Below are 22,545 nucleotides of genomic sequence, written 5' to 3' on the forward strand. Positions count from 1 at the left end.
CCATGACCGAGCCGACGGCACCCGACGCGGTGGTGCCGTCAGTCCCACTCAACCAGATGGCTCACGCGTTCTCGATTCAGTTGATCTGCCGCGCCCTGGGCATGCTGGCCTCGGTGGTCTCGGTGGCGATGACCGCTCGCTATCTGGGACCCGGACGCTACGGCCAGCTCTCCATCGCCGTTCTCTTCATCGCGATGTGGAACAGCCTGGCCGACCTCGGCATCGCCACCGTGATCGTGCGCCGGGTGACCTCCGGCCGCGGCGACCTGGAGCGCCTGGTGCGGATCAACAGCGGCCTGGCCCTGGTCTACTGCGTGCCGCTGGCCGCGCTGGCGGCGTTGTCCGGGTTGCTGGTCTACAGCGACGGGGACGTGCGGGTGATGCTCGTCGTGCTCTCCGGAGCCCTGCTCATGCAGACGATGGTGACGCGGTTCGAGCCGGTGTTCCTTGCCACCGTGCGGTTCTCGGCGGTCGCCATCTCCGACCTGGCCGGCCGGCTGGCCGCCCTTGGCATGGTCGCCTGGCTGGTCGCGACGCACGCGAACGTCATCTGGTTCGCTGTCGCGCAACTCATCCCGCCGGCCCTACAACTGCTGATCCAGGGCGCCGCCGCCATGCGGCAGATCTCGGTGCGCCCGCTCTTCGCCCCCCGCGAGGCCGCCGATCTGTTGCGGGAAAGCCTGCCGCTCATCGGGTTCCTGGTCGTCGGGTTGCTGTACTGCCGCGCCGACGGGGTGATCCTGTCCTTGCTGAGCACACATGCCGAGGTCGGCGTGTACGGGTTGGCCTTCACGATCGCGTTCAACACCATTGTGGTGTCGCTGATCTTTCTCAAGTCGACGCTGTCCACGGCCACCGAGCTGTTCGCGCGTGACGTCGCCGCGTTCGCCGGTTTCCTGCGGCGCAGCGTTGAGCTGATGTATTTCGTCGCGGTCCCCGTCGCGGTGATCGGCGCGCTGCTGGCCGGACCGTTGATCGCGCTGTTCGGTGACAAGGCGTTCGTCGCCCGCGGCACGCCGACGCTGGCGTTGCTGTTCGTCGCGGCGGCCCTGCGATTCGTCAGCGGCACCCTGGGCCAGGGCCTGGTCGCCAGTCACCATCAGCGGATCTTGTTCTGGTTGACGATGGCCACCCTGGTGCTCAACGTCGCACTCAATCTCGCTCTCGCCGGACGCTACGGCGCCGTCGGTCCGGGCGTCGCGCTGGTGTGCACGGAGTTCTTCAACATGGTGGTCAGCACGTGGTGGCTGCGCCGCCAGTGCGGCTACCGTACGCCGGTGATGTTCTTACTGCGGCTGCTGATCCCGACGGCAGCGGGTGTGGCTGTGACACTGCTGCTTTCGGGCCACCATGTGGTGTTGACCCTGACGGTCGCCGCGGGCGCCTACCTGGCCACCAGCGCGGCCGTCGGGCCGCTGCGCTGGTCGAACCTGACCTCCCTGCGCCGGAACCAGCTGGCGGCATGAAGGAGCAATTGGACCGGGCGTACCTGAAGCGTCCGGTCGGCGACCCGCCCGACCTGCCGGACACGCGTCCGCTCGCGGTCCTGATCGTCAACCGTGGCGACCGTGCGTCGCTGCAGAACTGCCTTCGCGGCGTCGCCCGGCATCTGCCCGCGCTGCCGGTCTACGTCTACGACAACAGCGGCGGCGCTGATCCCTCGCATGCCGGGCTCGCAGCGGAATTCCCTGCGGTGCACTGGGTATCGGGGTCCGGCAACGTTGGTTTCGCCGCGGCCTGCAACGCGCTGGTGGAGCACGCTCCCGGCGACGCCGACCTGCTGTTGCTGGATCCTGACGCCCGCGTGCTGGGGCCACTCAGCCGCACCCGGGAGTTGCTCCGTCAGCACAAGGTGGCGGCGGTCGCGCCACTCGTGCGCGATGACAGCGCTCCCGGCCGGGCGTCGTGGGACGTCGCGGTCCGTCGCCGCAGCGTGATCCGGGAGCTGAGCGCGGCCGCCGGTTGCTCTGACTCGCTACGCCGCACACCCTTGTCGCAGCTGTACGCTCGCCGGCCTCCCGAATCACGCGGTGTCGACGGCGATTTGAGCGCCACCTGCCTGGCGATCAATCGCGCGGCCTGGAACGCCATCGGCGGCTTCGACGAAGAATACTTCGGCTACGGCGAGGCGGCGGACTGGCAGGCCCGCGCCCGCGCCGCGGGCTGGCGCTTGCTGCTGGCCGACGAACTCGGCGCCGAGCGCGCCGGTGCGGTGCCCGGGCAGGGCGCCGGACAGCGCCGCACCGGGGACCTGGCGCGCACCAACGCCGCGCTGCTCCTCGAGCATCACAACGGCGTTCACCACGCCGACATATATCTGGCCGGCACGACACTGCTGGATCGCGTGCAGCCGTCGAAACGGTACGCGCGCAAGATCGCCCGCCGGCGTCGCGACCTGCCGACCATCGTGATCAGCACCAATCGCCTGGTCCACGGCGGCGCTGAGCGGCAAAAGGCCTTGTTGGCAACAGAATTGGATCGTCGTGGCTATCCGGTCACCATCGTCTGCGTGCAACGCTTCGGCCCGATGATCTCCGAAATCCCGCCGACTGTGCGGGTGGTACGTCAGCCTTGGTGGGCGCCGGTGATCGACATCCCCGAAGGCCCGGCGGTGCTGATCACCGCCGACACCAACACCGAAGCGGGATTCGCCACCCTGTGGCGCGCCGCCGGCCGACACCGCCGCTGGCTGGTCGCTCCGCATGTTCCCCCGGAACAGGACCGGCCCATCTACTCGCGGCCGCTGACGGCCGCGATGCGCCGTGCGGACGCCTTCATCGTGCTGGCGCAACGGCATTGGGACATGCTTGCGGCCACCCAACGGCTGCGAGGCCGGCGATTCATCGCGCCCAACGGTGTCGCCGCGCCGCCTGACCCGGGTCCCCGGGTCCGCACCGCCGGGGAGCCGCTGCACCTGGTGATGCTCTCGCGCATCCTCGAACACAAAAATCCGCACGTGCTGATCGAGGCGCTTGACGGGGTTACCGACTCGTCTTGGCAGCTCTCAATTTTCGGCGACGGCCCCGACCGGGAACGGCTGCAGGCCCGCACGCCCGCCGGACTGCTGGATCGGGTGTACTGGCGCGGATGGGTCGACGGGCCCGGGACCGCGCTCGCCGACGCCGACCTGCTGTGTGTGCCGAGCCGCTCCGAGGCGTTCCCGCTGGTGATTCTCGAGGCGATGGCCCGGTCCGTGCCGGTGGCGGCGTCGGCGATCTGCGCCGTCCCCGAGATGCTGGATTTCGGAAAGGCGGGATTTCTCGTCGACCCCGTGTCGGTGACCGGATGGCGTCAAAGCCTTTCGAACATCCTGGCCGATCCCGATGCGCTGCCGGCGGTGGGACGGCGCGGCTTCGACCGCATGCACAAGCACTACACCGTGGAGGCGATGGCGGACGCCTACCTCGACGCGATCAATGCTGTATTGTGAAACACCTTCGGGTGGACTGACTTTGGCCGGGTCGACTAGGGTTTGTCGCCGCCGGTCCCCAGGATCTTCTCCACCGTGCGCGGCGAGGTCTTGTGCTGCCCGTACCCGCTGTACAGGAAGTAGCGCGGCTCGCAGTAGATCTCGTTGATGTCGGTCGGCACGTCGGCGAAATGCTCCGCGAGCGCGGAGTCGACGAAGAACGCATCCGAACCCGAGTGCGAATTGCAGCACACCAGCTGGTAGTCGAAACGGGTGAACAACGCGGCGAAACTGCTCAGCGATGCCCCGAAGTAGTCGTCGGACTGCCAGACATGCTCGGGGTCGTAGGCGATCTGAAATTTCACCGGAGGCGGGAACTTACCGTTGTATTCGACGATGAAGACCTTCGGCCGGATGCCGTCGGCCAAGAGTTTCTCGACGAGATAGATATCGTTGCCGTCCAAATCCAGGGAGATCACGTCCACCTGCGCGGCGTTGATTCGCTGCAGGCAGGATCGGCTGAGCGCCAGGATGTTCTCCGCGGTGATCCAGGCCTTCTCGTAGGTGAAACGGGAGCCGTCGTGATAGCTGACCGCCAGGTCCTGTCCCCCGACCCAGAAGCCTTTCCAGCCCAGCGCCGCCAGGATCAGCGTGTTGTTCTCCGTCCCGTCGCCGACACCGAATTCGGCGAACACCCCGTCCTCGAGACGGCCGATGCGGCGCAGGATCTCCAGCGTTATGCCGTCCTGGTCGGTTCCGGAAAAGCATCTCTTCCCGGCCCGGGTCAGTGGATTGGGGTGATTCGCCCTCAGCGTTCGAGATTGGTCGAAAAGGATCAGATCTTTGAGCTGGTCGCGCGTTTCAGTTCCGGCGATGCGCCGGACCTTGTGCCTGAGCCTCTTTCGGGGCGGCGGTGTCGCGCTATCGGCCATTAGGCGGTCATCCGGGGTCTCTCTCAAGCAAACGTCGAATGGAGCCTAAAGCTACCACGCCAACGCCGATGCGAAGTTCTTGTAGCCCCTGCGATTTGCCCCGCCAGACCGCCCAAGCGGTGCTGTATCGGGTCCGCAGGTTGATCGAATAGTCATGGTGCACAACCCATCGGCTGCGCAAGCGCAAAGAAGGGTGGCCGCCGACTTTCGGACGAGTTCCCTTGCTCATCGCGGCGGAAGTGCCGTAGCTTTTAACTGTCCTTCTTCCGGCGTTTACCGACGTCGCGGAAGACGCCCAGGAAGGTTTGATGCCGTGCTGTGCCGCATCTGCAGTTCGGACACCATCCCGGCCTTCACGCGCCAGGTTCTCGACAAATACGACTGCCGGTATTACTTCTGCGACAGCTGCGGTGGCCTGCAGACCGAAGAGCCGCATTGGCTCGACGAGGCGTATGCCAGCCCGGTCGCTGCCGCCGACACCACCATGCTGTGGCGCAACCTTTACCTTTCCCGCGCGATGTCGGTGTTGCTGTATTTCCTGTTCGATCACCGCGGCCGGTTTCTCGACGCGGCCGGCGGCTACGGCGTTTTCACCCGCCTGATGCGCGACATCGGGTTCGACTACTATTGGAACGACAAGTACTCCCCTAACCTCACCGCACAGGGTTTCGAGGCGGATGCCGGCCCGGGGGCGCCGTACACGGCGGTCACCGCCTTCGAGGTGATGGAGCATCTCACCGACCCGGTCGGCTTCGTGTCGGAGCTGCTGGAAACCACCGGTACCGACACGATCATCTTCACGACCGAACTCTTCGACGGCGGGCCCCCACCTCCGGACGAGTGGATGTACTACGCCTTCGCGACCGGCCAGCACATCACCTTCTACCAAAAGCGGACGCTGGAGCTGATCGGACAGCGCTTCGGCATGCAGTTCCACACCTCCAAGACCCGATGGTGGTTCCTGGGCGGCATGGGGCTGCACATCTGGACGCGCAAGAAGATCAACCCGCTCGCCTGGCGGCTGCTCGCCTCGCCGCGGGTGACGAACCTTCTACAGGGGCTGCCACGCAGTTCGCTTCAGACACGGATGTGGGCGGACGCCGACCTGTTCCTGCACGCGGATCCGGGGTCGTGAATTCGCCTCGGGTGCTGTGGCTTTCGCCGTGGACGCGACCGGCGGTGCGCGTGCAGTCCGAGGCGCTCATCCGGCGGGGCGCCGACGTGCTGTTGGTCACCTCCGATCGCCACCCGGAGTCCGACGCCGCCCGCGATTACGAGTTGGTGCTCGATCCGCGGTTCAAGACCGCCGCCACGTGGCTGCCCACCGTCAAGGCCTGGCGTCGTATCCGGCAGTTCCGGCCCGACGTGGTGATCGCCGAGATCGTCCGTGACCCGCGCTGGATTGCGCTGGCCGGGTCGGCGCCCCGGATCCAGGTGGTGCACGACGACCGTCCACACGACCCCGGCGAACAGGTCCCGTCCTACGAGCGCGCGGTGTTCGACCGCTGGGGCGCGCGCTCGGCGGCCACCATCACCTACTGCGAGTACGTCGCCGCCGGAGTCGCCACACGCCGCGACGTGGCCGGCACGCCCGTGCACGTGGTGCCGCTCGCCAGCGACATAGACCCACACCGGGTTCCACCGTTCGTCGGGCCCGACGGACGCCGTGACTTCGTCATGTTCGGCCGGCTCAATCCCTACAAGAACGTCGACGTCGTGCTCGAAGCCTGGCAACGGCATATCGTCGGCGATGGCTGGCGCGGTGACAACCTGGTGCTGATCGGGGACGGGCCGCTGGATGCCGGTGCTCTGCCCAAGCACACCAGCTGGCGCAACGGCAGCTACCGCTACGCCGACGTCATCCCCACGCTGGCCACCGCGAAAGGCTCGATCTCGCACTACCGCCGCGCGTCGCAAAGCGGTGTGCAGGTGCTCTCGATGCAACTGGGCGTGATGCCGATCGTGTCCACCGCCGGCGGCCTGCCCGAATACCAGCCGTCGGGTTGCCCTCCGATCGGTGTCGACGACGCCGCCGGGCTGGCCGCCGCGTTCGACCAGTTGGCCGACCCGGTCGTCGCGGCGCAACGTGGCGCCGAGGCGGCGGGCGACTACGCGCAGCGCTGCGACGTCGACATCGTCGCGCGCCGCTTCCTGGAGGTCATCGCGCAGGTGCGGGCCGGGCGCCGCTGACCCGTTCAGGCCGTCTTGGAATCCGAAGGCCGGCGAGCGGTTCGGGCCTTGGCCAGGCGATCGGCCAGCCGCACCCCCAGCGCGATCCCGAGCAGCGTGGGGTTGGCCTGACTCGATGTCGGCAGGACCGAGGTGCTCGCGACGTACAGCCCGCGCACCCCATGGACTTCAAGGTTCGCGTCCACGACACCACCCTCGGGCGTCCTGGACATCCGCGTCGTTCCGGCCTGGTGGTAGCCGGCGTGCCCGGCCAAGAACTCACGGACCAGACCCTCGACGTCGTCGCTCAGCCATTCCACGTATCCGACGCCGTGACGGCGCAGGTGATCGTCGATGGCGACGATGGCCCGGTGCACGCTCTGGTAGTCGGCGTCGGAGAAATGAATGTGCGTGCGCAGCCTGCGCATGCCCAGGGCGTCGCGGTCGTCGGCCAGCTCGACCCGGCTCTCCCAGTGCGGCAGATGCTCGCCGTGGTAGTGCAGCAGGTACCGGTTATCGGCGCTTTTGACGAAGAATCCGGGCGCCTTGCGGCCCCTGCGGATGAACCGTGTGTAGGAGAACGTCACCGCGAATCGGATGGAGCCGAACAGGTCTCGCACGATATTTCGCAGATGCGCGAACATCTGCGGCGGCCCGTCGGTGTGGGTGTGCTTGGCGCGGATGGCCTCCGCGAGCAGGAAGCGGCCGACTGGAGAGATCAGCGTGAGATACACGCCCGATAGGATCCCGCTTCCGTGGCCGGGATCGCTGATCGGCGGATTCACCAGCCACACAGCGGCATTGAGCATCCCCGCTTCGCGCTGCAGAACCGGATCGAGGGTGAAGCGGCGGCGGACGTACACCCCGTCGCTGTCGCGCTCATAGGCGTAGAGGACGTCGTCGGTGGTGAAGTGCACGCGCGCGACGCGACCCTCTACGTGCGACATATACCAGCGCCCCAGGTGCCCGCCCGCGTTGCCCAGTCCCGCCGGATGATGGCGATCCGACGCCAGCAGCAGCCTGGTCGCCTCCAAACCGCCTGTCGCGATGACGTAGTCGGTCGCGACCACTCTCCCCTGCCGGCCGTCGAGTGTCTTGACCACCAGGTGGTCGACGGCGTCACCGGATTCCGTGGTGACGATTTCGGTGCACGTCAGGCCCGTCCATAGGGTGAGGCCAGCGGCGTCGCGCAACGCGGGCCGGTACTCATGGCCGAAACGTGTTGGCAATGACCAACGTTCGAGATCGGTGGTCCGCACGTCGCCGTCGGGAAGCCCGGCGACCAGATCCCGGTCCGCGATTTCCGGAATGGCGCGCGCATTGAACACCGCCTGCCCGCACGCCGCCCAATCGCAGGCGCTCTGCAGATACGGCTCGACGTCCTCGTAGCGGATCGGCCAGGGCGCCTGGGCCGTCAGCGCCCGATCCTCGAAATCGATGGGGTCGAAGTTCACGCAGCGCCCACCCCAGAGCGCGGTGGTCCCGCCCACCTGCCTGCGAATCATCAGGTCGCTGCTGGAATGAAAGTAGTCGTCCTGGTGCGAATCCAGCGCCGACAACTCTTGCGCCGCTTGGTCGGTGCGTTCGAGACCGCTTTCGATCAACGCCACCTGGACACCCGAGTTCGCGAGCTCCAGCGCGGTCGCGATGCCGATCGCCCCGGCACCGACGACCACCACGTCGGTGTCGATCGTCGCGTGCGTGCTGAAGTCCTGCGGGCCGCGGATCACCGGGCATCGCCCGCCCGGAATTCGTCGACGAGCGCCAGAAACCGCGTCGAGATTTCCGCGGCCGGGGGCGACGACACTGCGCTCGCCGCTTCGGCGACCCGGGTCGGGTTGGTGGTGCTGTACAGAATTGCGCGGCAACCCATTGCCGCAGCCGATGATCCGAGGATCAGCTTCGGCAACGCGCCGGCGCCCAGCGGGTCTAGCTGCAGCGCCTCGCGCCAGCGTCGCAGCAGTGTCGCGTCGGCCCGCAACGCCGCCGACAGCGCGGTGTACGAACCGTTCAGCACGCCGAACACGAGATCCGCGGGATGCGGCGGAGGATTGAGCAGATCGCCGCGCACCTGGCTGACTCCCTCGGGCGCGAAGTCAAGGGCGAAGTCCACCTCGAGCCCTTCGTCTTGGGAGACGCCCCATGCGCGAATCTTGCCCTGACGGCGGGCACTTTCGAAGAATTCGCGAAGTTCGGCGCTTTCCAACACATCCTGTGGCCTGGGGCCGTGGACGAACAGGATGTCGACGTGGTCGACACCCAGCGCGGCGAGGCTTTCGTCGAGGCTGCGGGCCGCGCCGGCCGCGTCGTAGACCCGGGCGGTCTCGTCTGAGGGGTGGTTGCGCTTCACGGCGCTCCGCAGCGCCGGAGCTTTGCGCAGCAGCGCGCGCGCCGGCGCCTGAAACCGGCCGAGCCGCCGGGCCATTCCGCCCACGTCGATGCCGAACTTGGTCGCCACGGTCACCGCGTCGCGGTCGACCGTGCGCAAGAAAGTCCCGAGCTCGGCCTCGGCCCGGCCCAGTCCGTACATCCGCGCGGTGTCGAAGTGCGTGATTCCGTTGTCCACCGCTCTGCCGAGCACGGCCATCCGTTCCTTGCGGGACGGCGATTGCATCAGACCGCCGCATCCGAATCCGACCACGCTCAGGCTCAGGTTCGAACCTGGCAGCTCAACCCGTTTCAACGGCGCAGCCTTCGTAGATGCGGCGCAGCTGGGCGCCGATGACTTCTGGGCTGCGGGTGGCCGCGACGTGCGCCTGCCCGCGCAGCCCGTCGCGCTCGGCCAGCTGCGGGTCACGCAGATATCGCCCGATCGCCGCCGCCAGCGCGGGTGCATCATCAACGGGCACAATCATTCCCGGGTCGCACGCGATCTCCGCCGTGCCGCCGACGGGTGTCGCCACAAACGGGCGCGCGCCGGCGAGCGCCTCGGTCAGGATCATCGGCATGCCTTCGGCGAACGACGGGAGCGTGACCACGCGAACCGACCGGATCAAATCGCGGACCGCATCCGGGTGCACCGGCCCTTCGACCGTCAGCCGCTCGGTCAGCGGTGGAACGTAGTCGTCGATGAGACCGACTATCCGGCAATAGCCTTCGATACCCTCGGCGAGAAGGAGCCGCCACGCCGCCACCAACGTGTCGACGCCCTTGCGCCGGCCGATGGTTCCCGCGAAGAGCACCACGGGTGGCGTCGAGCCGGCCGGCGGCGCCTCCCGGTCGATCGGGATCGGGTTGGCCACCACCGACGCCCGCACCCCGGGCGCCACCCACCGTGCGGCGGCACGCGCCTCCTCCGACAACAGGATCACGTGGTCGGCGTGGCTCAACGTGCCCCGGACGAAACGTGAACGCGCGTGGGCGAACTCGTGGAAATCGGAACCGTGAATGGTGACGACGACGCGGAGACCGCGGGCCTTCGCCAGCCGGATCAACGGCCCCTCACGCAGCCACGCGCCGCCGTTGGACATGTGGAAGTGCGTGACGGTCCCGCGCGGCGAGCGAGCCAGCGCCACCCCGGCGCGCGCGGTGAGTAATGAATTCTTCGCGTGGTGCCGCCCGTCCCAGGTGGACAGGACGCGGATCTCGTCGGCGCCGATCTTGTTGTCGCGGAGGACTCGGATCACCGACTGCGTCCCGCCGAAGCTGTACGGGTCCGGCCCCACGTGGGTGACCGCGTTCACGTCGTTGCGGCGAGCGGGGCCGGCGCGGGCGCGGGACTGATCTCGAGTTCGCGGGCTTTGCGCTGGCGGCGGCCCAGATTGGCGAAACCCATTGTGGTGCCCAAGGACAGACCCATCGCCAGCGCATCCATCGGCATCTCCGGCAGGGGCCACACGGCGGAAATCGCGAGCAGGGCCGCGGACGTGGCCGCGCTGATCTTCGCCGGCGCCGTCGCGGTGCGCACCGCGCGGACTATCGGTGTCCCCGCGAACCACACGAACGCCGCCATGCCGACCGCCCCGGCTTTGGCCAGCCACCATTGGTAGAACAGGTGAGAGTAGGTGGGGCCCAGCGTCCAGGCGAACGCGTTGGGATCCTTCCCCGACGGCAACTGGTAGGCGTAGCCGAGCCCGTGGCCGAATACCGGCGCCTGGGCGATGGCGTCGTCGAGGCGGGCGACCTCGCGCAGCCGGTCCAGTGTCGATTCGTCGGTGGCGAGCGCGCTCGCCGAAATGCCGCCCAGCACACGCTGATTGAACGCCGTGAACTGGTCGCTGAGCCATGACCCGGCGTGCGAGTGCTGTAGTAAGAACAGCGATGCGGGCACCGTCAGGGCGAGAACCGCCGCGCTGAGGGCGGCGACGACGGCCGTCCGGCGGATGGCCGCCCAGCCGAAGCTGGTGAAGAAAGCAAGGGCGGCCGCCACCGCCACGGCGATCAGCGTGTTGCGGGCGAAGGACAGCAACGAGATGATCAGCGCCGGCGGGGCCAACGCGAAAAACATTGCGGGCCTGACCCGCCCGATGATCGAGGCGGCAACCAACGCGCTGAGCACCGCGGTCGCCGGTGTCTGGATGGACAGGACGATGCGCAGCGCCTGGCCGGCGCCCGTCGCCCCCTCCAGGCTTTCCGCCCGGCCGGCCAGGCGGATGGCGTGCAGCGAGCTCACGATTGCCATGAAGGCCGAGAACCACAGCGTCACGATCATCACGCGGACGCACCACCTGACGTAGCCGCCGTAGACAACGAACAACGCCAGCAGGAATCCGATCACCATTTCGAGCAGGGTTGCCGATTCCCGCATCACCATGGTGGCTTCGTGGCCTAGCTCAAAGCCGACGACGGTATAGGCCAGCACCGTGAACACGAACATCGCCGGCAACAGGAAATCGGCGAATCGCGGTCTCACGATGGGGATCAGGTAGCAGATCGCCAGCACGGCGGCCACATGGTAGGCGTAGACCGCCACCGGGCCGATGACCTTGCCGACGTGCAACCCCTCTGGCAGCGCCGCGAACGCCAAGAACAGGGTGACGCCTACCATGCCTTCGGGCTTCACCCAGTACACCACCAGGCAGAAGAGAGCGGCGATCAGCACGGCGCCCTCGGTGGTTCGGCGCACCGAGAGCACGCCGAAGACGAAGCAGCCCAACAGGAACACCGCCAGCAGTGCGCCATCCACCGCCAGGCGATGGCGACCCGGCAGATAGGGGATCACGCCGGCCCGCTGACCTTCGTCCGGTAGGCCCGGGTCGCCGCCTTGATGTGCAGGGCCGGACGGGCGTCGGTCAGCACGGTTCCGACCACGTTCGCGCCCGCCGCATGCAACGCGGTCAGCGCATCCTTGAGCTCCTCGACGGTGGTTCGGCGCGCCCGTACCACCAGCACGGTGGCCTGAACGGCGCCGGCCAACAGGGCGGTGTCGGCCGTCGCCAGCACCGGCGGGCCGTCGACCACGATCCGGTCGAATCGCGAAGACAACTCGAGCAGCACCCGGTCGATCACTTCGGGCAGGAACGCGCTGACTGGAGGGGTCTCGCGGCGGGCGGACCGCGAGGCGAGGGCGAACAACCGCGCAATCGGTGACTGCTTGACTGCTTCGGCGGCGATATCCGGATTGGCCAGCGCGTTGGCCAGTCCCTCCCCCGATTCGACTCGCAACAGGCCGGCGATCACATGACGGCGGGTATCGCCCTCCACCAGCAACACTTCCTCGCCGATTTCGGCGAGTGCCAGCGACAGATTCAGCGCCGTCGTCGTCGTTCCTTCACCGCCGAATGGCGCCGTCACCAGCACCCGGCGGCCCTCGGACCCCATGGCCCGCAACAGCCGCGCGCGCAGGCCCCGCACCGCGTCGTCCAGCGCGCCGTCGCTGCCGAACCGCGGCGTGCCACCGCGTTTACCGGACAACTCGGCCAGCGTCGGCAAGCCAGAGAGTTTCTCCAGCTTCTCCCGATCGCGCACGGTGCGATCGCCGGCCTCCCGAATCAGCGCAACCGCGATGCCCAGCAATATGCCGGCGATGAACCCCATCGCCATGTTGCGCATCGGCACCGGCGTGACGGGATGCTTGGGCACCCGGGGCGGCTCCACCACCCTGGCCCGGGCCAGCGGCAGCGCCTTGGTCGACGCTTGCGAGGGATTCGACACATCCGGCGCGGGTCCCGGAAGCGGGGCGTTGGTTGGGGTTTCACCCGTCTCTAGTCGCGGTCCGTTGGGGGGCGACGCAATCGGACCGTTCGGCGTCAGGTTCGCACCGAGCGCCGGGACCATGAGCGCGAACTGATCGGCCATCGCGCCCGCGAGGGCCGCGGCACGCGCGGCGTCGGTGTCCTTGACGGTGATGGTGAAAAGCATTGATTTCGCGGTGTATTTCACCTGCGTCTGACTCACCAGCGCGTCGGGGCTGATCGGAACCTGAAGCTGATTGACCGCACGCTCCGCGACGACGCGCCCGCCGGCGATCTGCGCATAGGAGGACAACCGTTCTTGGGCGGCCAGCGTGCCGTTGTACATCTCGGTCAGGTCGGTCGCACTTGGAAATGAGACGAGGATCGTGGCCGTCGACTGGTAATGCTTGGTCTGCAACGCGGTGATGGCTGCGGCACCGATGGTGCAGGCAAGCACCGCGGCCGCGGCGAGTTTCCAATGAGCAAGAAGAATCTTGACAAAGGTGCGGAAATCCATCCACTAACCTCTCTGGCCGACGCCACAGGAATAGCGTCGATTTCATTTACTTCGCACCCGCCGCGCAAAGCTCAGTCCACATTATGCAGCAATCGCCATGCGGCATCGGCGGAATCGCGAGCGTGCTCTCTCATCGGAAACCGGACACTTGAGCGGCGCTTCGCACCGCCATTCACTGGCGGGGGGCCGATGTCAGCGCATCGCGGGAAACGTCCAGCGTCGCGACCGGATACCACCCGTTGCCGTCGCGCCCGGCACGCGCCAACTGCATGGGCGGGTAATTCACCACGTGCGACGCGCCGGGTTTGTGCTGTTGCCAATCCACGGCCGCGCTCAGCGTGTAGTGGCCGGGCGCCAGGCCGGCCACGTCGACCGACACCGAGTCGGTGTAAGTCGCCGGCACCGGTTCGGTCCCTGATTTGTCCCCGGATCGCCCCTGGGCCAGCGTGTTCAGCGTCACGGACGCGGGCAGGGTGCGAACCACTTTTCCGGAGAAATCCACCAACCGGTAGCCCGGGACCCAGTTCTCGGTGGCGGCGGCCGAGCCGTAGTTGGTCCACACCACCGACAAGCTGGGCACCCCGTCGCGTACCGACGGCGACCCCGCCTTCGCCTCGACCGAGTAGCGGTAGCCGGCGGCGACATTGGCCTGTGCCCACAGCAGGTACAGCGCCGGGTCCATCGCGCTCGCCGAATCCACCGCCGGGAAGTTGTAACTCGACGTCATCGACACGTGGTACTTGACGACGTCACGCAGTCCCTTGTCGTAGTAGGACCGCGGATCGGTTCCATCGGTTAACTGGCACCATTCTGAGATCACCAGCGCCGAGGCCAGCCGGTCCTTGAGTTGGCCGACGAGCGGATCCTTCGACCGCAGATAGTAGGAGCCGTCTGCCTCGGCCCAGGTGGGCAAGGGCGCGTACACGCCGAGGCAATCCGAGCGGATCCCCACCGGCGCAGACAGTTTTTTGGTGACGTCGTCGGCCAGCAGTTGGCGAACGATCTCCGGGTTCAGCGCGGTGGTTACCAATTGTGTGTGGGGAAAGGCGTTTACGTTCGCCGAGACGAGCTGCGCGATAGCCGCCTTGGTGATGCTCTGGTCACGAAACTGGCTGTAATACCCGAGCTTCGCGACGCTGTCCTCCGGTGACGGACCCGGCGCGCCCAGCTTGTCACGGAGATAGGCGATGTGGTTCTCGCTGAAATCCCCGTAGCCGGAGAACTCGAACACGCTGAGCCGCTCGTCGCCGTCGTAACGCCGCCCGAGGGCGGCCAGCAGTTGGGCGAAGGCATTGAGGTAACCGGGATCGTTCCAGTTCGGCACCACCTGCGCCACCCCGGGTGTCCACCAATACCGTTGCGGCCCGGTGAGGCTGACGCTGGCATCGGGAATGCCGCGCATCCAGTCGGGCATCGCGATGTTGGTGTTGTTCGCATAGGTGGTGTCGCAGCAGGAGTTATAGGCGACCACGCGCAGCGTCAGCCGCATGTTGCGGCCGGCCAGCTTCGCCAGCGCGTCGTCGATGACGCCGAAGTCGAACTTGCGATCGTCCGGCGCGTCGGGGGGCAGCGTGCCCGGATCGGTCGGCTGCAGCTGCCGCCACGAGACACGCAGGCTGGCGTCATACGACGACGGCCACGCCGGGTAACGCCGCTGCGCGGAATTGCCTTGCGGGAAAAGCGGCATCAGGAGGTCCTCGTACTGGCCGCGCAGCGGGTTGGGTACCTCTTGAATGGTCGGCGGTATGGACGGGCTGATGACGACGGACAACGGACCGGGGTCGGCGCGGTGCGCGCCACCGCATCCGCTCAACATCAACGTCGCGCACGCGACAACGACCGCCGTAGCTAGCCTTAGTGTTCGGACCACCGTTGCGATGCTAGAGCGAACCCAGCGACGATGACTCGCGATCGGCCAGAAACGGCATCGGCATCCAGCGCGCGGACAGCAACGCTTCCATCGCATCGCCGGCGATGGGACGAGACAACAGGAAGCCCTGCGCCCGGTGACAGCCGTGCTGCATCAAAGTCAGTGCGGCAGCAGGTGTCTCGACGCCTTCGGCGACCACTTCCAGGCCGAACGCCTCGGCCAGCCCGATGATCGCCCGGACAATGGCCAGGTCACCGGGGTTGGTGCCCACGTCACGCACGAAGCCGGCATCGATCTTGAGCATGTCCACCGGAAGGGACTTCAGGTGGGACAGCACGGCATAACCGGTGCCGAAGTCGTCGATGGCGATCTGCACGCCCACTTCCTTGAGCTCCGCCAAGGTCTTTCGCGTGGTGTCGATGTCGTGCACCACCGCGCGCTCGGTGATCTCCAGGCACACCGACTCGGCATCGATGCCGAACTCGCCGATGGTGTCGGCGACACTTTCCACGTAACCGCGGCTGATCAGCTGGATGGGCGACACGTTGATGCGCAGCATGGCGCCTTGCCCGATACCGTTGGCCCGCCACCCGCTGAAGTCGGCGCAGGCGCTGCGCATCACCCACCGACCCAATTCGGCGGCCAGGTTGGTCGATTCGGCGACACCGATGAACGCGTCGGGCAACAACAGTCCCCACACCGGATGACGCCACCGCACCAGCGCCTCAGCGCCGACGATGGCGCCGGTCCACAGGTCGACCTCGGGCAGGTAGTGCAGGAGCAGGCCTTCGCTTTCGATGTCGCCTTGCAGGTGCAGTTCGATGTCGTTGCGGAAGGCCCGTTTCAGCGACATGTCGTCGGTGGACACCGCGGTCTGGTTGCCGCCGGCGCGCTTGGCCGTCAGCACGGCCTCGTCGGCCCGCCGGAGCAGATCGGCGCAGTTGTCGGTCCCGGGGGTGCCCACCGCCAGCCCGATGCTGACGGTCCGGCTGATCACGTGGCCGCCGACGGAGAGGCGGTCGCACAGCATCGCCAACAGCCGGCGCGCGAACGCCTCGGCGTCCTCCGAGCGCATCGGCTGGTGGGGGATGACCACGAACTCGTCGCCGCCCAGTCGGGCGATCATGCTCTGGCTTCCCGCGCACTCCTCGATGCGTTGCGCGAACATCCTGATGAACCAGTCACCCGCGGAATGGCCCAGGTAATCGTTGATCGGCTTGAGCCGGTCGAGGTCGAGGTAGAAAACCGCGACCGGCCCGGGGCTTCCGGCCGCGAGCCGTTCGGTCAGATGCGCGACCAGTGCCCGACGGTTGTAGACGCCGGTCAGGTCGTCGTGTTCGGCGAGATAGCGGAGCCGTTCCTCGGCGGCGATGCGGGCCTGCAGCTGGGCGAACAGGGCGGCGACCGCCTCGAGCGTGTTGATCTCCTCTTGTTTCCACTTACGGGCGCCGAACTTGACGAAGCCGAGCACACCGGTGGTCGCGTCGCCGGACACCAGCGGCGCGACGGCCAGGGACGGCGAGACCGGTGACTTGCCCTGGTTCAGCGAGCGGCGAATCCAGCCGTTGGGCTGATCCGGCCGGGTCACCACCGGTTTCCGGTCCCGCTCGCACTGGGCGAGCACCGACTCGGCGCCGTCGCGCTCGAGGTCGGCCACCGGATCCGGATCGGCGGCGTCGGTGCGCCGTGGCCACTCGGCCACCAGCACCGAGGCCGGGGCGTCCTGGGCGTGGTGACGCAGGAAGCTGGCGTCCACATCGAACTGCTCGACGAGCTGCGCGAGAACCTTTTCGCTGACCTGGGTCGCGGTGGGCGCCGTGGCCTCCATCAGCTGGGTGGCGACGGAGGTGACCACCAGGTCCAGGCTGCGCGGCACGGGTCCTCCGATACGGGCACATACGGCGACCCTTCCGAATACCCGTCGAAGGGGTCCGATAGTTCGCTCGGTTGTTTGCTGGTCGAATCCCGAACCGCGCGGCGACGCGGCCGAAATCCGTCTGGAAACGGTATCACGCAAGGACCGGTCGATCAGGAGTTACGACAAGCTGCGCGTGGGCGCCGCGACGCGACGGATCACTGACCGTTTGCTGAGGCCGCGTCGCCCGGAATGTCAAGTGTGGCAATCGGGTACAGCCCGGAGCCGTCGCGACCGTCCCGCGCCAGGGCCATCGGGGCGTAGTTCACCACGTGCGAGGCGCCCGCGATGTGCTGCTGCCATTCAACCGAGGCGCGCAGCGTGTAGTGACCGGGCGCCAGACCGGTGACGTCCACGTGCACCGACTCGCTGGCCGACTCCGCGACCGGCTCCTCACGGGACTGGCTGGATTCGTCGTGCACCAACGTCTTGAGATTGACGGTCGCCGGCAGGCTGCGAACCACTGCGCCGGAGAAGTCCACCAGCTTGTAGAAGGGCGCCCAGCGCTCGGTGGCCGCCGCCGAGCCGTAATTGGTCCAGTCGACCGAGATCGTCGCCACCTTGCCCTGGATCGATTGCGATCCCGGCTTCGCCTCGACCGAATAGCGGTAGCCGGCGGAGGTATTGGCCTGGCTCCACAGCTGAAACAGCTTGGGGTCCATCGCCGAGCCCGCATCGCGGTCCGGGAAATCGGCGCTCGACGTCATCGACACGTGATACCGGATGACGTCGTGCAGGCCCTTCTCGTAATACGACCGGGCATCGGCTCCGCTCGGCAATCGGCACCATTGGCTGATCACCAGCGCGGTCATCAGCCGCTGCTTGATCGCGTTGACCACCGCATCGTTGGACCGCACGTAGTGCGAGTCGTTGGCCTCGGCCCATTCCGGCAGGGGGGCCTGCACCCCGAGGCAGTCGGCGCGGATTCCTACCGGCGCGGCCAACCTCTTGGTGACGTCGTCGGCGAACAGCTGACGCACGATCTCCGGGTTCTGCGGAGCCACCACCAATTGGGTATGTGGGAAGGCGTTGGTGTTGGCCGCGACCAGCTGCGCGATGGAGGCCTTGGTGATGCTCTGGTCGCGGAACTGGCTGTAATAGCCCAGCTTTGCCGCGCTGTCGTCGGGGGTGGGGCCCGGCGCGCTCAGCGAATCACGCAGGTACGCGAGTTGGTTCTGGCCGAAGTCCCCGTACCCGGAGAACTCGAACACGGCGAGGCGCTCGTCGCCGTCGTAGCGGCGGCCGAGCGCGGCCAACAGCTGGCCGACGCCGTTGAGATAGTCGGGGTCGTTGAAGTTCGGCACCACCTGGGTGACCCCCGGGGCGGAACCGTTCGGCGGCGCGGGATAGCTGGCGGCCGAGGGGCGCAGCCACTCCGGAATCGCGATGTTGGTGTTGTCGGCGTAGGCGTCGTTGCAACAGGACTTATAGGCGTACACACCCAGGGTCAGGCGCATGTTCCGGGTGCTGAGCTTGGCCAGCGCGTCGTCGATGGAGCTGAAATCGAACTTGCGGTCGTCGGGTGCGTCCGGGGGCAGCGTGCGCGGGTCGACCGGCTGCAACTGCCGCCACGAGACGCGCAGGCTGGCGTCGTATGACGCGGGCCAGGCGGAGTATCGCTGCTGCGCCGAATTACCTTGCGGGAACAGCGGATTCAGCATCTCCTCGTACTGGCCGCGCAGCGGGTTCGGTATCTCTTGCGCGGTGGGCGGGATGGCCGGGCTGACCATCGCCGACAACGGCCCGGGGTCGCTGTTATCGCCGCAGCCGCTGAGCGCCAACGCCGCGCACACGACAGCGGCCAGCGCGCGTTTCCTCGATGAGCACACCATGGTCACGGCGTCAGATCGCGCCCGACGACAACGGCCCGCGCGGGCTCCGCGACCGCGCCGGTGCGGCGCGGGACCCGGTCAAAGCGATCATCGTCGTCAAGGTTGCTTCTCCCAATACACACCGATGCGCGTGTGAGTGGCCCCGTATTTCGCGCGTTCCAGTGGTGCGTGCAGGCGGCCCGGGGCAGGCCACGAATTGGCGTAGCGCAGCGTATCACGCGCGTTTAGGCATGGCTTCGTCGCAGCTCAGCGGGGGTAGACGGGGCAAATCGGCCCGCATCGCCTTTGTCGCGTAGTGAGACAGGTCACAATTACGGGCGCGCTTGTCACGCTCAGCGGGTCTGCGGTGTCTCAAGGGCACAGGTCCTCACACAAAGGAGACAGCCATGAAGGCCCCCCAAAGAACACATGTCGTCGTTGTCGGCGCCGGATACGCCGGGACGCTGGCGGCCAACCATCTGCGCCAGCGCCCGGACATCGACATCACCGTGGTGAACCCGCGGCCGGTCTTCGTCGAGCGAATCCGATTGCACCAGTTGGTTGCCGACACCGGCACGGCGACCGCCGATTACGCGACGCTGCTCGGCGAGGGGATCCAGCTGGTCGTCGACTCCGTCGATCACATCGACACCGCCGGCCGCCGGATCGCACTGGCCTCGGGCGGCGAGCTGACCTACGACTACCTGATCTACGCCGTGGGAAGCACCGGCGCCACCGCGTCGACGGTGCCCGGCTGCGCCGAGTTCGCGCATTCGGTCGCCGACCTGGAAAGCGCGCAGCGGCTGCACTGGGCGCTCACCGATCTGCCGCTGCCCGCACCCATCACCGTGGTCGGTGGCGGGTTGACCGGCATCGAGACGGCCGCCGAGCTCGGCGAGGGCGGGCGCCCGGTGACCCTGGTCTGCGGTCCGGTGCTCGGTCCGTCGCTGAGCAAGCGAGGCCGGCGCTCGGTGGCCAAGCGGCTGCGTCGCCTGGGTGTCAACGTGCTGGAGTCCGTGGCGGTAGCCGAGGTGCGCTGGAATGAGGTGGTGCTCACCGACGGCGTGGTGCTGCCCAGCGCGGCAACCATCTGGACGGCCGGATTCGCCGTGCCGGACCTGGCCGTGCGCAGCGGGCTGCACACCGACCCGATGGGCCGGCTCCTCACCGACGAGACGCTCACCAGCATCGACGACGAGCGCGTCGTCGCCGCGGGCGACGCCGCCGCGCCTTCCGGCCGGCCGTTACGGATGAGCTGCCAGGCCGCCGGGCCGATGGGCGCCCAGGCCGCCAACACCGTGCTCGCCCGCATCGCGGGCGATATCCCCGCGGCGCTGAGTCAGGCGTTCGTCGGGCAGTGCATCAGCCTCGGCCGCACGCACGCCACGTTCCAGATGGCGCGCACCGATGACACCCCGGTGAACATGTACCTGGGCGGCCGGGCGGCGGCTTCGCTCAAGGAAGCGATCTGCAAGGGCACGGTGTGGTCGATCCGGCGGGAGGCCGCCAAGCCCGGTACATATCGCTGGATCAAGGGCGGCAAGCGGCCCGCGCAGTCCCCGGCCGACGAGCAGGTCGCCGCGCGATGACGCACGCGCCGACCGGCAGCGAGCACGCCGAAAGGTTCACCCTGCTGCGGCCACTGCTGTTCACCATCGCCTACGAGATGCTGGGCTCGGCGACCGAGGCCGACGACGTCTTGCAGGACAGCTATCTGCGGTGGGCGGCGGTCGACTTGGCGACGGTGCGCGACACCAAGTCGTATCTGGCCCAGCTGGTCACCCGCCAGGCGCTGAACTCGCTGCGGGCCGGTGCTCGTCGGCGCGAGGATTACGTGGGGCCGTGGCTGCCCGAGCCGCTGCTGCTCGACGAGCAGGATCCCTCGGCCGATGTTGTTCTGGCGGAGTCGATTTCGATGGCGATGCTGGTGTTGCTGGAGACATTGGGTCCCGACGAGCGGGCGGTGTTCGTGCTGCGCGAGGTGTTCGGGTTCGACTACGGCGAGATCGCCGAGGCGGTGGGCAGGCCGGCGCCCACCGTCCGGCAGGTGGCGCACCGGGCCCGCGAACACGTGCGGGCCCGGCGCAAGCGCTTCGACTCGGTGGACCCGGAACGCAACGCCGAAATCACCGCGCAGTTTCTGGCCGCCGCTGCCGGTGGCGACGTGGAAGCGCTGATGACGATGCTCGCCCCGGACGCCACGTGGACGGCCGACAGCGGCGGCGTGGTGAGCGCCGCCCGCCGGCCGGTGGTCGGCGCCGAGAAGGTGGCTCGCGCGATCGCCGGCCTGATGCGCCGGGCCGCGACGCTGGGCGCGATGCGGGTGAACATGGTGACCTGCAACAGCGCCCCGGCGGTGTTGCTCTACCTCGGTGACCAGCTCGAGGGAGTGATCACGCTGGAGATCGCCGAGGGCAAGATCACCAATTTCTACGTGATGCGAAACCCGCAGAAACTGGCCGCCCTGGCCACCGCGCGCGATATCAGCCGCGGCTAGCCCGGCGGGCACCGCGGGTGCGAAACGCCGCCGCTCTGTCAAGCTAGGACTGTGCGAATCGACCGGCTCGGTGACCTTGGCGCCGCCCCTCAGGTGCTGGGCGCCGTGGGCGACGCCACCCGCCGGCTCGGTCTGCCGCCGCCAGCCGCGCTGACCGGCGAGTGGTTCGGCGCCCTGGCGGTGATCGCGCCGAGCCTGCCAGTGCGCCCGGTGCACGCCGACGACGTATTCGCCGTGCAGCCGTCGCCGACGCCGGAGCCGCACGCTGTGGGCGGCGGCTGGATCGGTTACCTGTCCTACCCCGACCCCGGCGCCGACGCGCAGCCCAACCGGATCCCCGAGGCCGCCGGCGGCTGGACCGACTGCGTGCTGCGCCGCGACCGCGACGGCCACTGGTGGTACGAGAGTCTGTCCGGCGCGCCGATGCCGCAGTGGCTCGCCACCGCGCTCGCTGCGCCGGCGGCCGCGGCGCGCGAATGCCACATCGATTGGGGCAGCGCCGACCGGGCGGCACATCGCGACGGGGTGCTGGCCTGCCTGGAGGCCATCCGCGCGGGCGAGGTCTACCAAGCCTGCGTGTGCACGCAGTTCACCGGGACGGTCGCCGGCGCCCCGCTGGACTTCTTCATCGAGGGCGTCGCGCGCACCTCCCCGGCCCGGGCGGCCTACGTCGCCGGCACCTGGGGTGCGGTGGCGTCGCTGTCCCCCGAGCTCTTCCTGCGACGGCGAGGCACGGTCGTCACGTCCAGCCCGATCAAGGGCACCTTGCCGCTCGATGCCTGGCCTGCGGCGCTGCGCGCGTCGGCCAAAGAGGTCGCCGAGAACATCATGATCGTCGACCTGGTCCGCAACGACCTCGGCCGGGTGGCGATCACCGGCACGGTGACCGTGCCCGAGCTGCTGGTGGTGCGGCGTGCTCCCGGCGTGTGGCACCTGGTGTCGACGGTGTCCGCGCAGGTCACCACAGACTTGCCCACGTCGGCGCTGCTGGACGCCACCTTTCCGCCGGCCTCCGTCACCGGGACGCCCAAACACCGCGCCCGGCAACTGCTTTCGCAGTGGGAGCCCAATCGTCGTGGAATCTATTGCGGCACAATCGGATTGGCCTCACCCGTGGCCGGCTGCGAACTCAATGTCGCGATCCGTACCGTCGAATTCGATGCCGCGGGCGCCGCGGTGCTGGGAGTCGGCGGCGGAATCACCGCCGACTCCGACCCGGACGCCGAATGGGCCGAATGCCTGCACAAGGCATCCCCGATCGTTGGGCTGCCGTCCATCGCCGCCGCGCGCCCGGCCGTCTGACCGCTCGGAC

Annotated in this window: 16 protein-coding genes; 7 read left to right on the forward strand and 9 right to left on the reverse strand. The window is 68.1% G+C overall.

Annotation, left to right across the window (positions count from 1 at the left end; all coding sequences use genetic code 11):
* Nucleotides 1-2: 2 nt before the first annotated feature.
* Both ACZYVJ_RS09300 and ACZYVJ_RS09305 read left to right on the forward strand, forming a co-directional pair.
* Nucleotides 3-1,466, forward strand: coding sequence for an oligosaccharide flippase family protein (locus tag ACZYVJ_RS09300; protein WP_463830740.1), 1,464 nt, complete (start codon nucleotides 3-5; stop codon nucleotides 1,464-1,466).
* Nucleotides 1,463-3,430, forward strand: a complete 1,968-nt coding sequence (locus ACZYVJ_RS09305; RefSeq protein WP_463830741.1) for a glycosyltransferase — start codon at nucleotides 1,463-1,465, stop codon at nucleotides 3,428-3,430. The genes ACZYVJ_RS09300 and ACZYVJ_RS09305 overlap by 4 nt, the downstream gene beginning before the upstream one ends.
* Nucleotides 3,431-3,465: 35 nt before the next feature.
* On the opposite strand, the gene ACZYVJ_RS09310 is transcribed toward ACZYVJ_RS09305, so the two are convergent.
* Nucleotides 3,466-4,341, reverse strand: coding sequence for a hypothetical protein (locus tag ACZYVJ_RS09310; RefSeq protein ID WP_463830742.1), 876 nt, complete (start codon nucleotides 4,339-4,341; stop codon nucleotides 3,466-3,468).
* A gap of 313 nt (nucleotides 4,342-4,654) precedes the next feature.
* On the opposite strand from ACZYVJ_RS09310, the gene ACZYVJ_RS09315 reads away from it, so the two are divergent.
* Both ACZYVJ_RS09315 and ACZYVJ_RS09320 read left to right on the forward strand, forming a co-directional pair.
* Nucleotides 4,655-5,476, forward strand: a complete 822-nt coding sequence (locus ACZYVJ_RS09315) for a class I SAM-dependent methyltransferase (RefSeq protein WP_463830743.1) — start codon at nucleotides 4,655-4,657, stop codon at nucleotides 5,474-5,476.
* Between the two features lie 11 nt (nucleotides 5,477-5,487).
* Entirely contained in the window at nucleotides 5,488-6,531 is a 1,044-nt protein-coding gene (locus tag ACZYVJ_RS09320; protein WP_463832921.1) for a glycosyltransferase family 4 protein, read from the forward strand.
* A gap of 5 nt (nucleotides 6,532-6,536) precedes the next feature.
* On the opposite strand, the gene ACZYVJ_RS09325 is transcribed toward ACZYVJ_RS09320, so the two are convergent.
* The 8 genes from ACZYVJ_RS09325 to ACZYVJ_RS09360 all read right to left on the reverse strand — a co-directional run bounded on the left by ACZYVJ_RS09325 (nucleotide 6,537) and on the right by ACZYVJ_RS09360 (nucleotide 18,757).
* On the reverse strand, nucleotides 6,537-8,240 hold the full coding sequence (locus tag ACZYVJ_RS09325) for a GMC oxidoreductase (protein ID WP_463830744.1): 1,704 nt from the start codon (nucleotides 8,238-8,240) through the stop codon (nucleotides 6,537-6,539).
* The gene (locus ACZYVJ_RS09330; RefSeq protein ID WP_463830745.1) at nucleotides 8,237-9,193 is read right to left on the reverse strand and encodes an aldo/keto reductase; all 957 of its coding nucleotides are present in this window, start codon (nucleotides 9,191-9,193) and stop codon (nucleotides 8,237-8,239) included. Before ACZYVJ_RS09330 ends, ACZYVJ_RS09325 begins: the two co-directional genes overlap by 4 nt.
* Nucleotides 9,180-10,193 carry a glycosyltransferase family 4 protein gene (locus ACZYVJ_RS09335; RefSeq protein ID WP_463830746.1) on the reverse strand — a complete coding sequence of 338 codons (1,014 nt, stop codon included), beginning with the start codon at nucleotides 10,191-10,193 and terminating at the stop codon, nucleotides 9,180-9,182. The genes ACZYVJ_RS09330 and ACZYVJ_RS09335 overlap by 14 nt, the downstream gene beginning before the upstream one ends.
* Nucleotides 10,190-11,671 carry an O-antigen ligase family protein gene (locus tag ACZYVJ_RS09340; RefSeq protein WP_463830747.1) on the reverse strand — a complete coding sequence of 494 codons (1,482 nt, stop codon included), beginning with the start codon at nucleotides 11,669-11,671 and terminating at the stop codon, nucleotides 10,190-10,192. The genes ACZYVJ_RS09335 and ACZYVJ_RS09340 overlap by 4 nt, the downstream gene beginning before the upstream one ends.
* The gene (locus ACZYVJ_RS09345; RefSeq protein WP_463830748.1) at nucleotides 11,668-13,140 is read right to left on the reverse strand and encodes a tyrosine-protein kinase domain-containing protein; all 1,473 of its coding nucleotides are present in this window, start codon (nucleotides 13,138-13,140) and stop codon (nucleotides 11,668-11,670) included. The genes ACZYVJ_RS09340 and ACZYVJ_RS09345 overlap by 4 nt, the downstream gene beginning before the upstream one ends.
* A gap of 172 nt (nucleotides 13,141-13,312) precedes the next feature.
* Nucleotides 13,313-14,956 (reverse strand): hypothetical protein, encoded by a 1,644-nt coding sequence (locus ACZYVJ_RS09350; RefSeq protein ID WP_463830749.1) that lies wholly within the window; start codon nucleotides 14,954-14,956, stop codon nucleotides 13,313-13,315.
* A 64-nt stretch (nucleotides 14,957-15,020) separates the two neighbouring features.
* Entirely contained in the window at nucleotides 15,021-16,886 is a 1,866-nt protein-coding gene (locus ACZYVJ_RS09355; protein WP_463830750.1) for a putative bifunctional diguanylate cyclase/phosphodiesterase, read from the reverse strand.
* A 197-nt stretch (nucleotides 16,887-17,083) separates the two neighbouring features.
* A complete protein-coding gene (locus ACZYVJ_RS09360) occupies nucleotides 17,084-18,757 on the reverse strand; it encodes a hypothetical protein (protein ID WP_463832922.1) in 1,674 nt (557 codons plus the stop codon).
* A 386-nt stretch (nucleotides 18,758-19,143) separates the two neighbouring features.
* Between ACZYVJ_RS09360 and ACZYVJ_RS09365 the strand changes: the two genes are divergently transcribed.
* The 3 genes from ACZYVJ_RS09365 to ACZYVJ_RS09375 are packed head-to-tail and all read left to right on the forward strand — an operon-like array spanning nucleotide 19,144 to nucleotide 22,535.
* A complete protein-coding gene (locus ACZYVJ_RS09365; RefSeq protein ID WP_463830751.1) occupies nucleotides 19,144-20,325 on the forward strand; it encodes an NAD(P)/FAD-dependent oxidoreductase in 1,182 nt (393 codons plus the stop codon).
* Nucleotides 20,322-21,233, forward strand: a complete 912-nt coding sequence (locus ACZYVJ_RS09370) for an RNA polymerase sigma-70 factor (protein WP_463830752.1) — start codon at nucleotides 20,322-20,324, stop codon at nucleotides 21,231-21,233. The genes ACZYVJ_RS09365 and ACZYVJ_RS09370 overlap by 4 nt, the downstream gene beginning before the upstream one ends.
* 51 nt (nucleotides 21,234-21,284) lie before the next feature.
* A complete protein-coding gene (locus ACZYVJ_RS09375; protein ID WP_463830753.1) occupies nucleotides 21,285-22,535 on the forward strand; it encodes an aminodeoxychorismate synthase component I in 1,251 nt (416 codons plus the stop codon).
* The last annotated feature ends 10 nt before the right edge of the window (nucleotides 22,536-22,545 follow it).

It is taken from the genome of Mycobacterium sp. IDUB_3 (assembly GCF_055419585.1).

Coding starts and splice junctions, on each gene's coding strand:
- ACZYVJ_RS09300 (WP_463830740.1), top strand. CDS start 3: ATGACCGAGCCGACGGCACCCGACGCGGTGGTGCCGTCAGTCCCACTC.
- ACZYVJ_RS09370 (WP_463830752.1), top strand. CDS start 20,322: ATGACGCACGCGCCGACCGGCAGCGAGCACGCCGAAAGGTTCACCCTG.
- ACZYVJ_RS09305 (WP_463830741.1), top strand. CDS start 1,463: ATGAAGGAGCAATTGGACCGGGCGTACCTGAAGCGTCCGGTCGGCGAC.
- ACZYVJ_RS09365 (WP_463830751.1), top strand. CDS start 19,144: ATGAAGGCCCCCCAAAGAACACATGTCGTCGTTGTCGGCGCCGGATAC.
- ACZYVJ_RS09345 (WP_463830748.1), bottom strand. CDS start 13,140: ATGGATTTCCGCACCTTTGTCAAGATTCTTCTTGCTCATTGGAAACTC.
- ACZYVJ_RS09350 (WP_463830749.1), bottom strand. CDS start 14,956: ATGTTGAGCGGATGCGGTGGCGCGCACCGCGCCGACCCCGGTCCGTTG.
- ACZYVJ_RS09360 (WP_463832922.1), bottom strand. CDS start 18,757: ATGGTGTGCTCATCGAGGAAACGCGCGCTGGCCGCTGTCGTGTGCGCG.
- ACZYVJ_RS09310 (WP_463830742.1), bottom strand. CDS start 4,341: ATGGCCGATAGCGCGACACCGCCGCCCCGAAAGAGGCTCAGGCACAAG.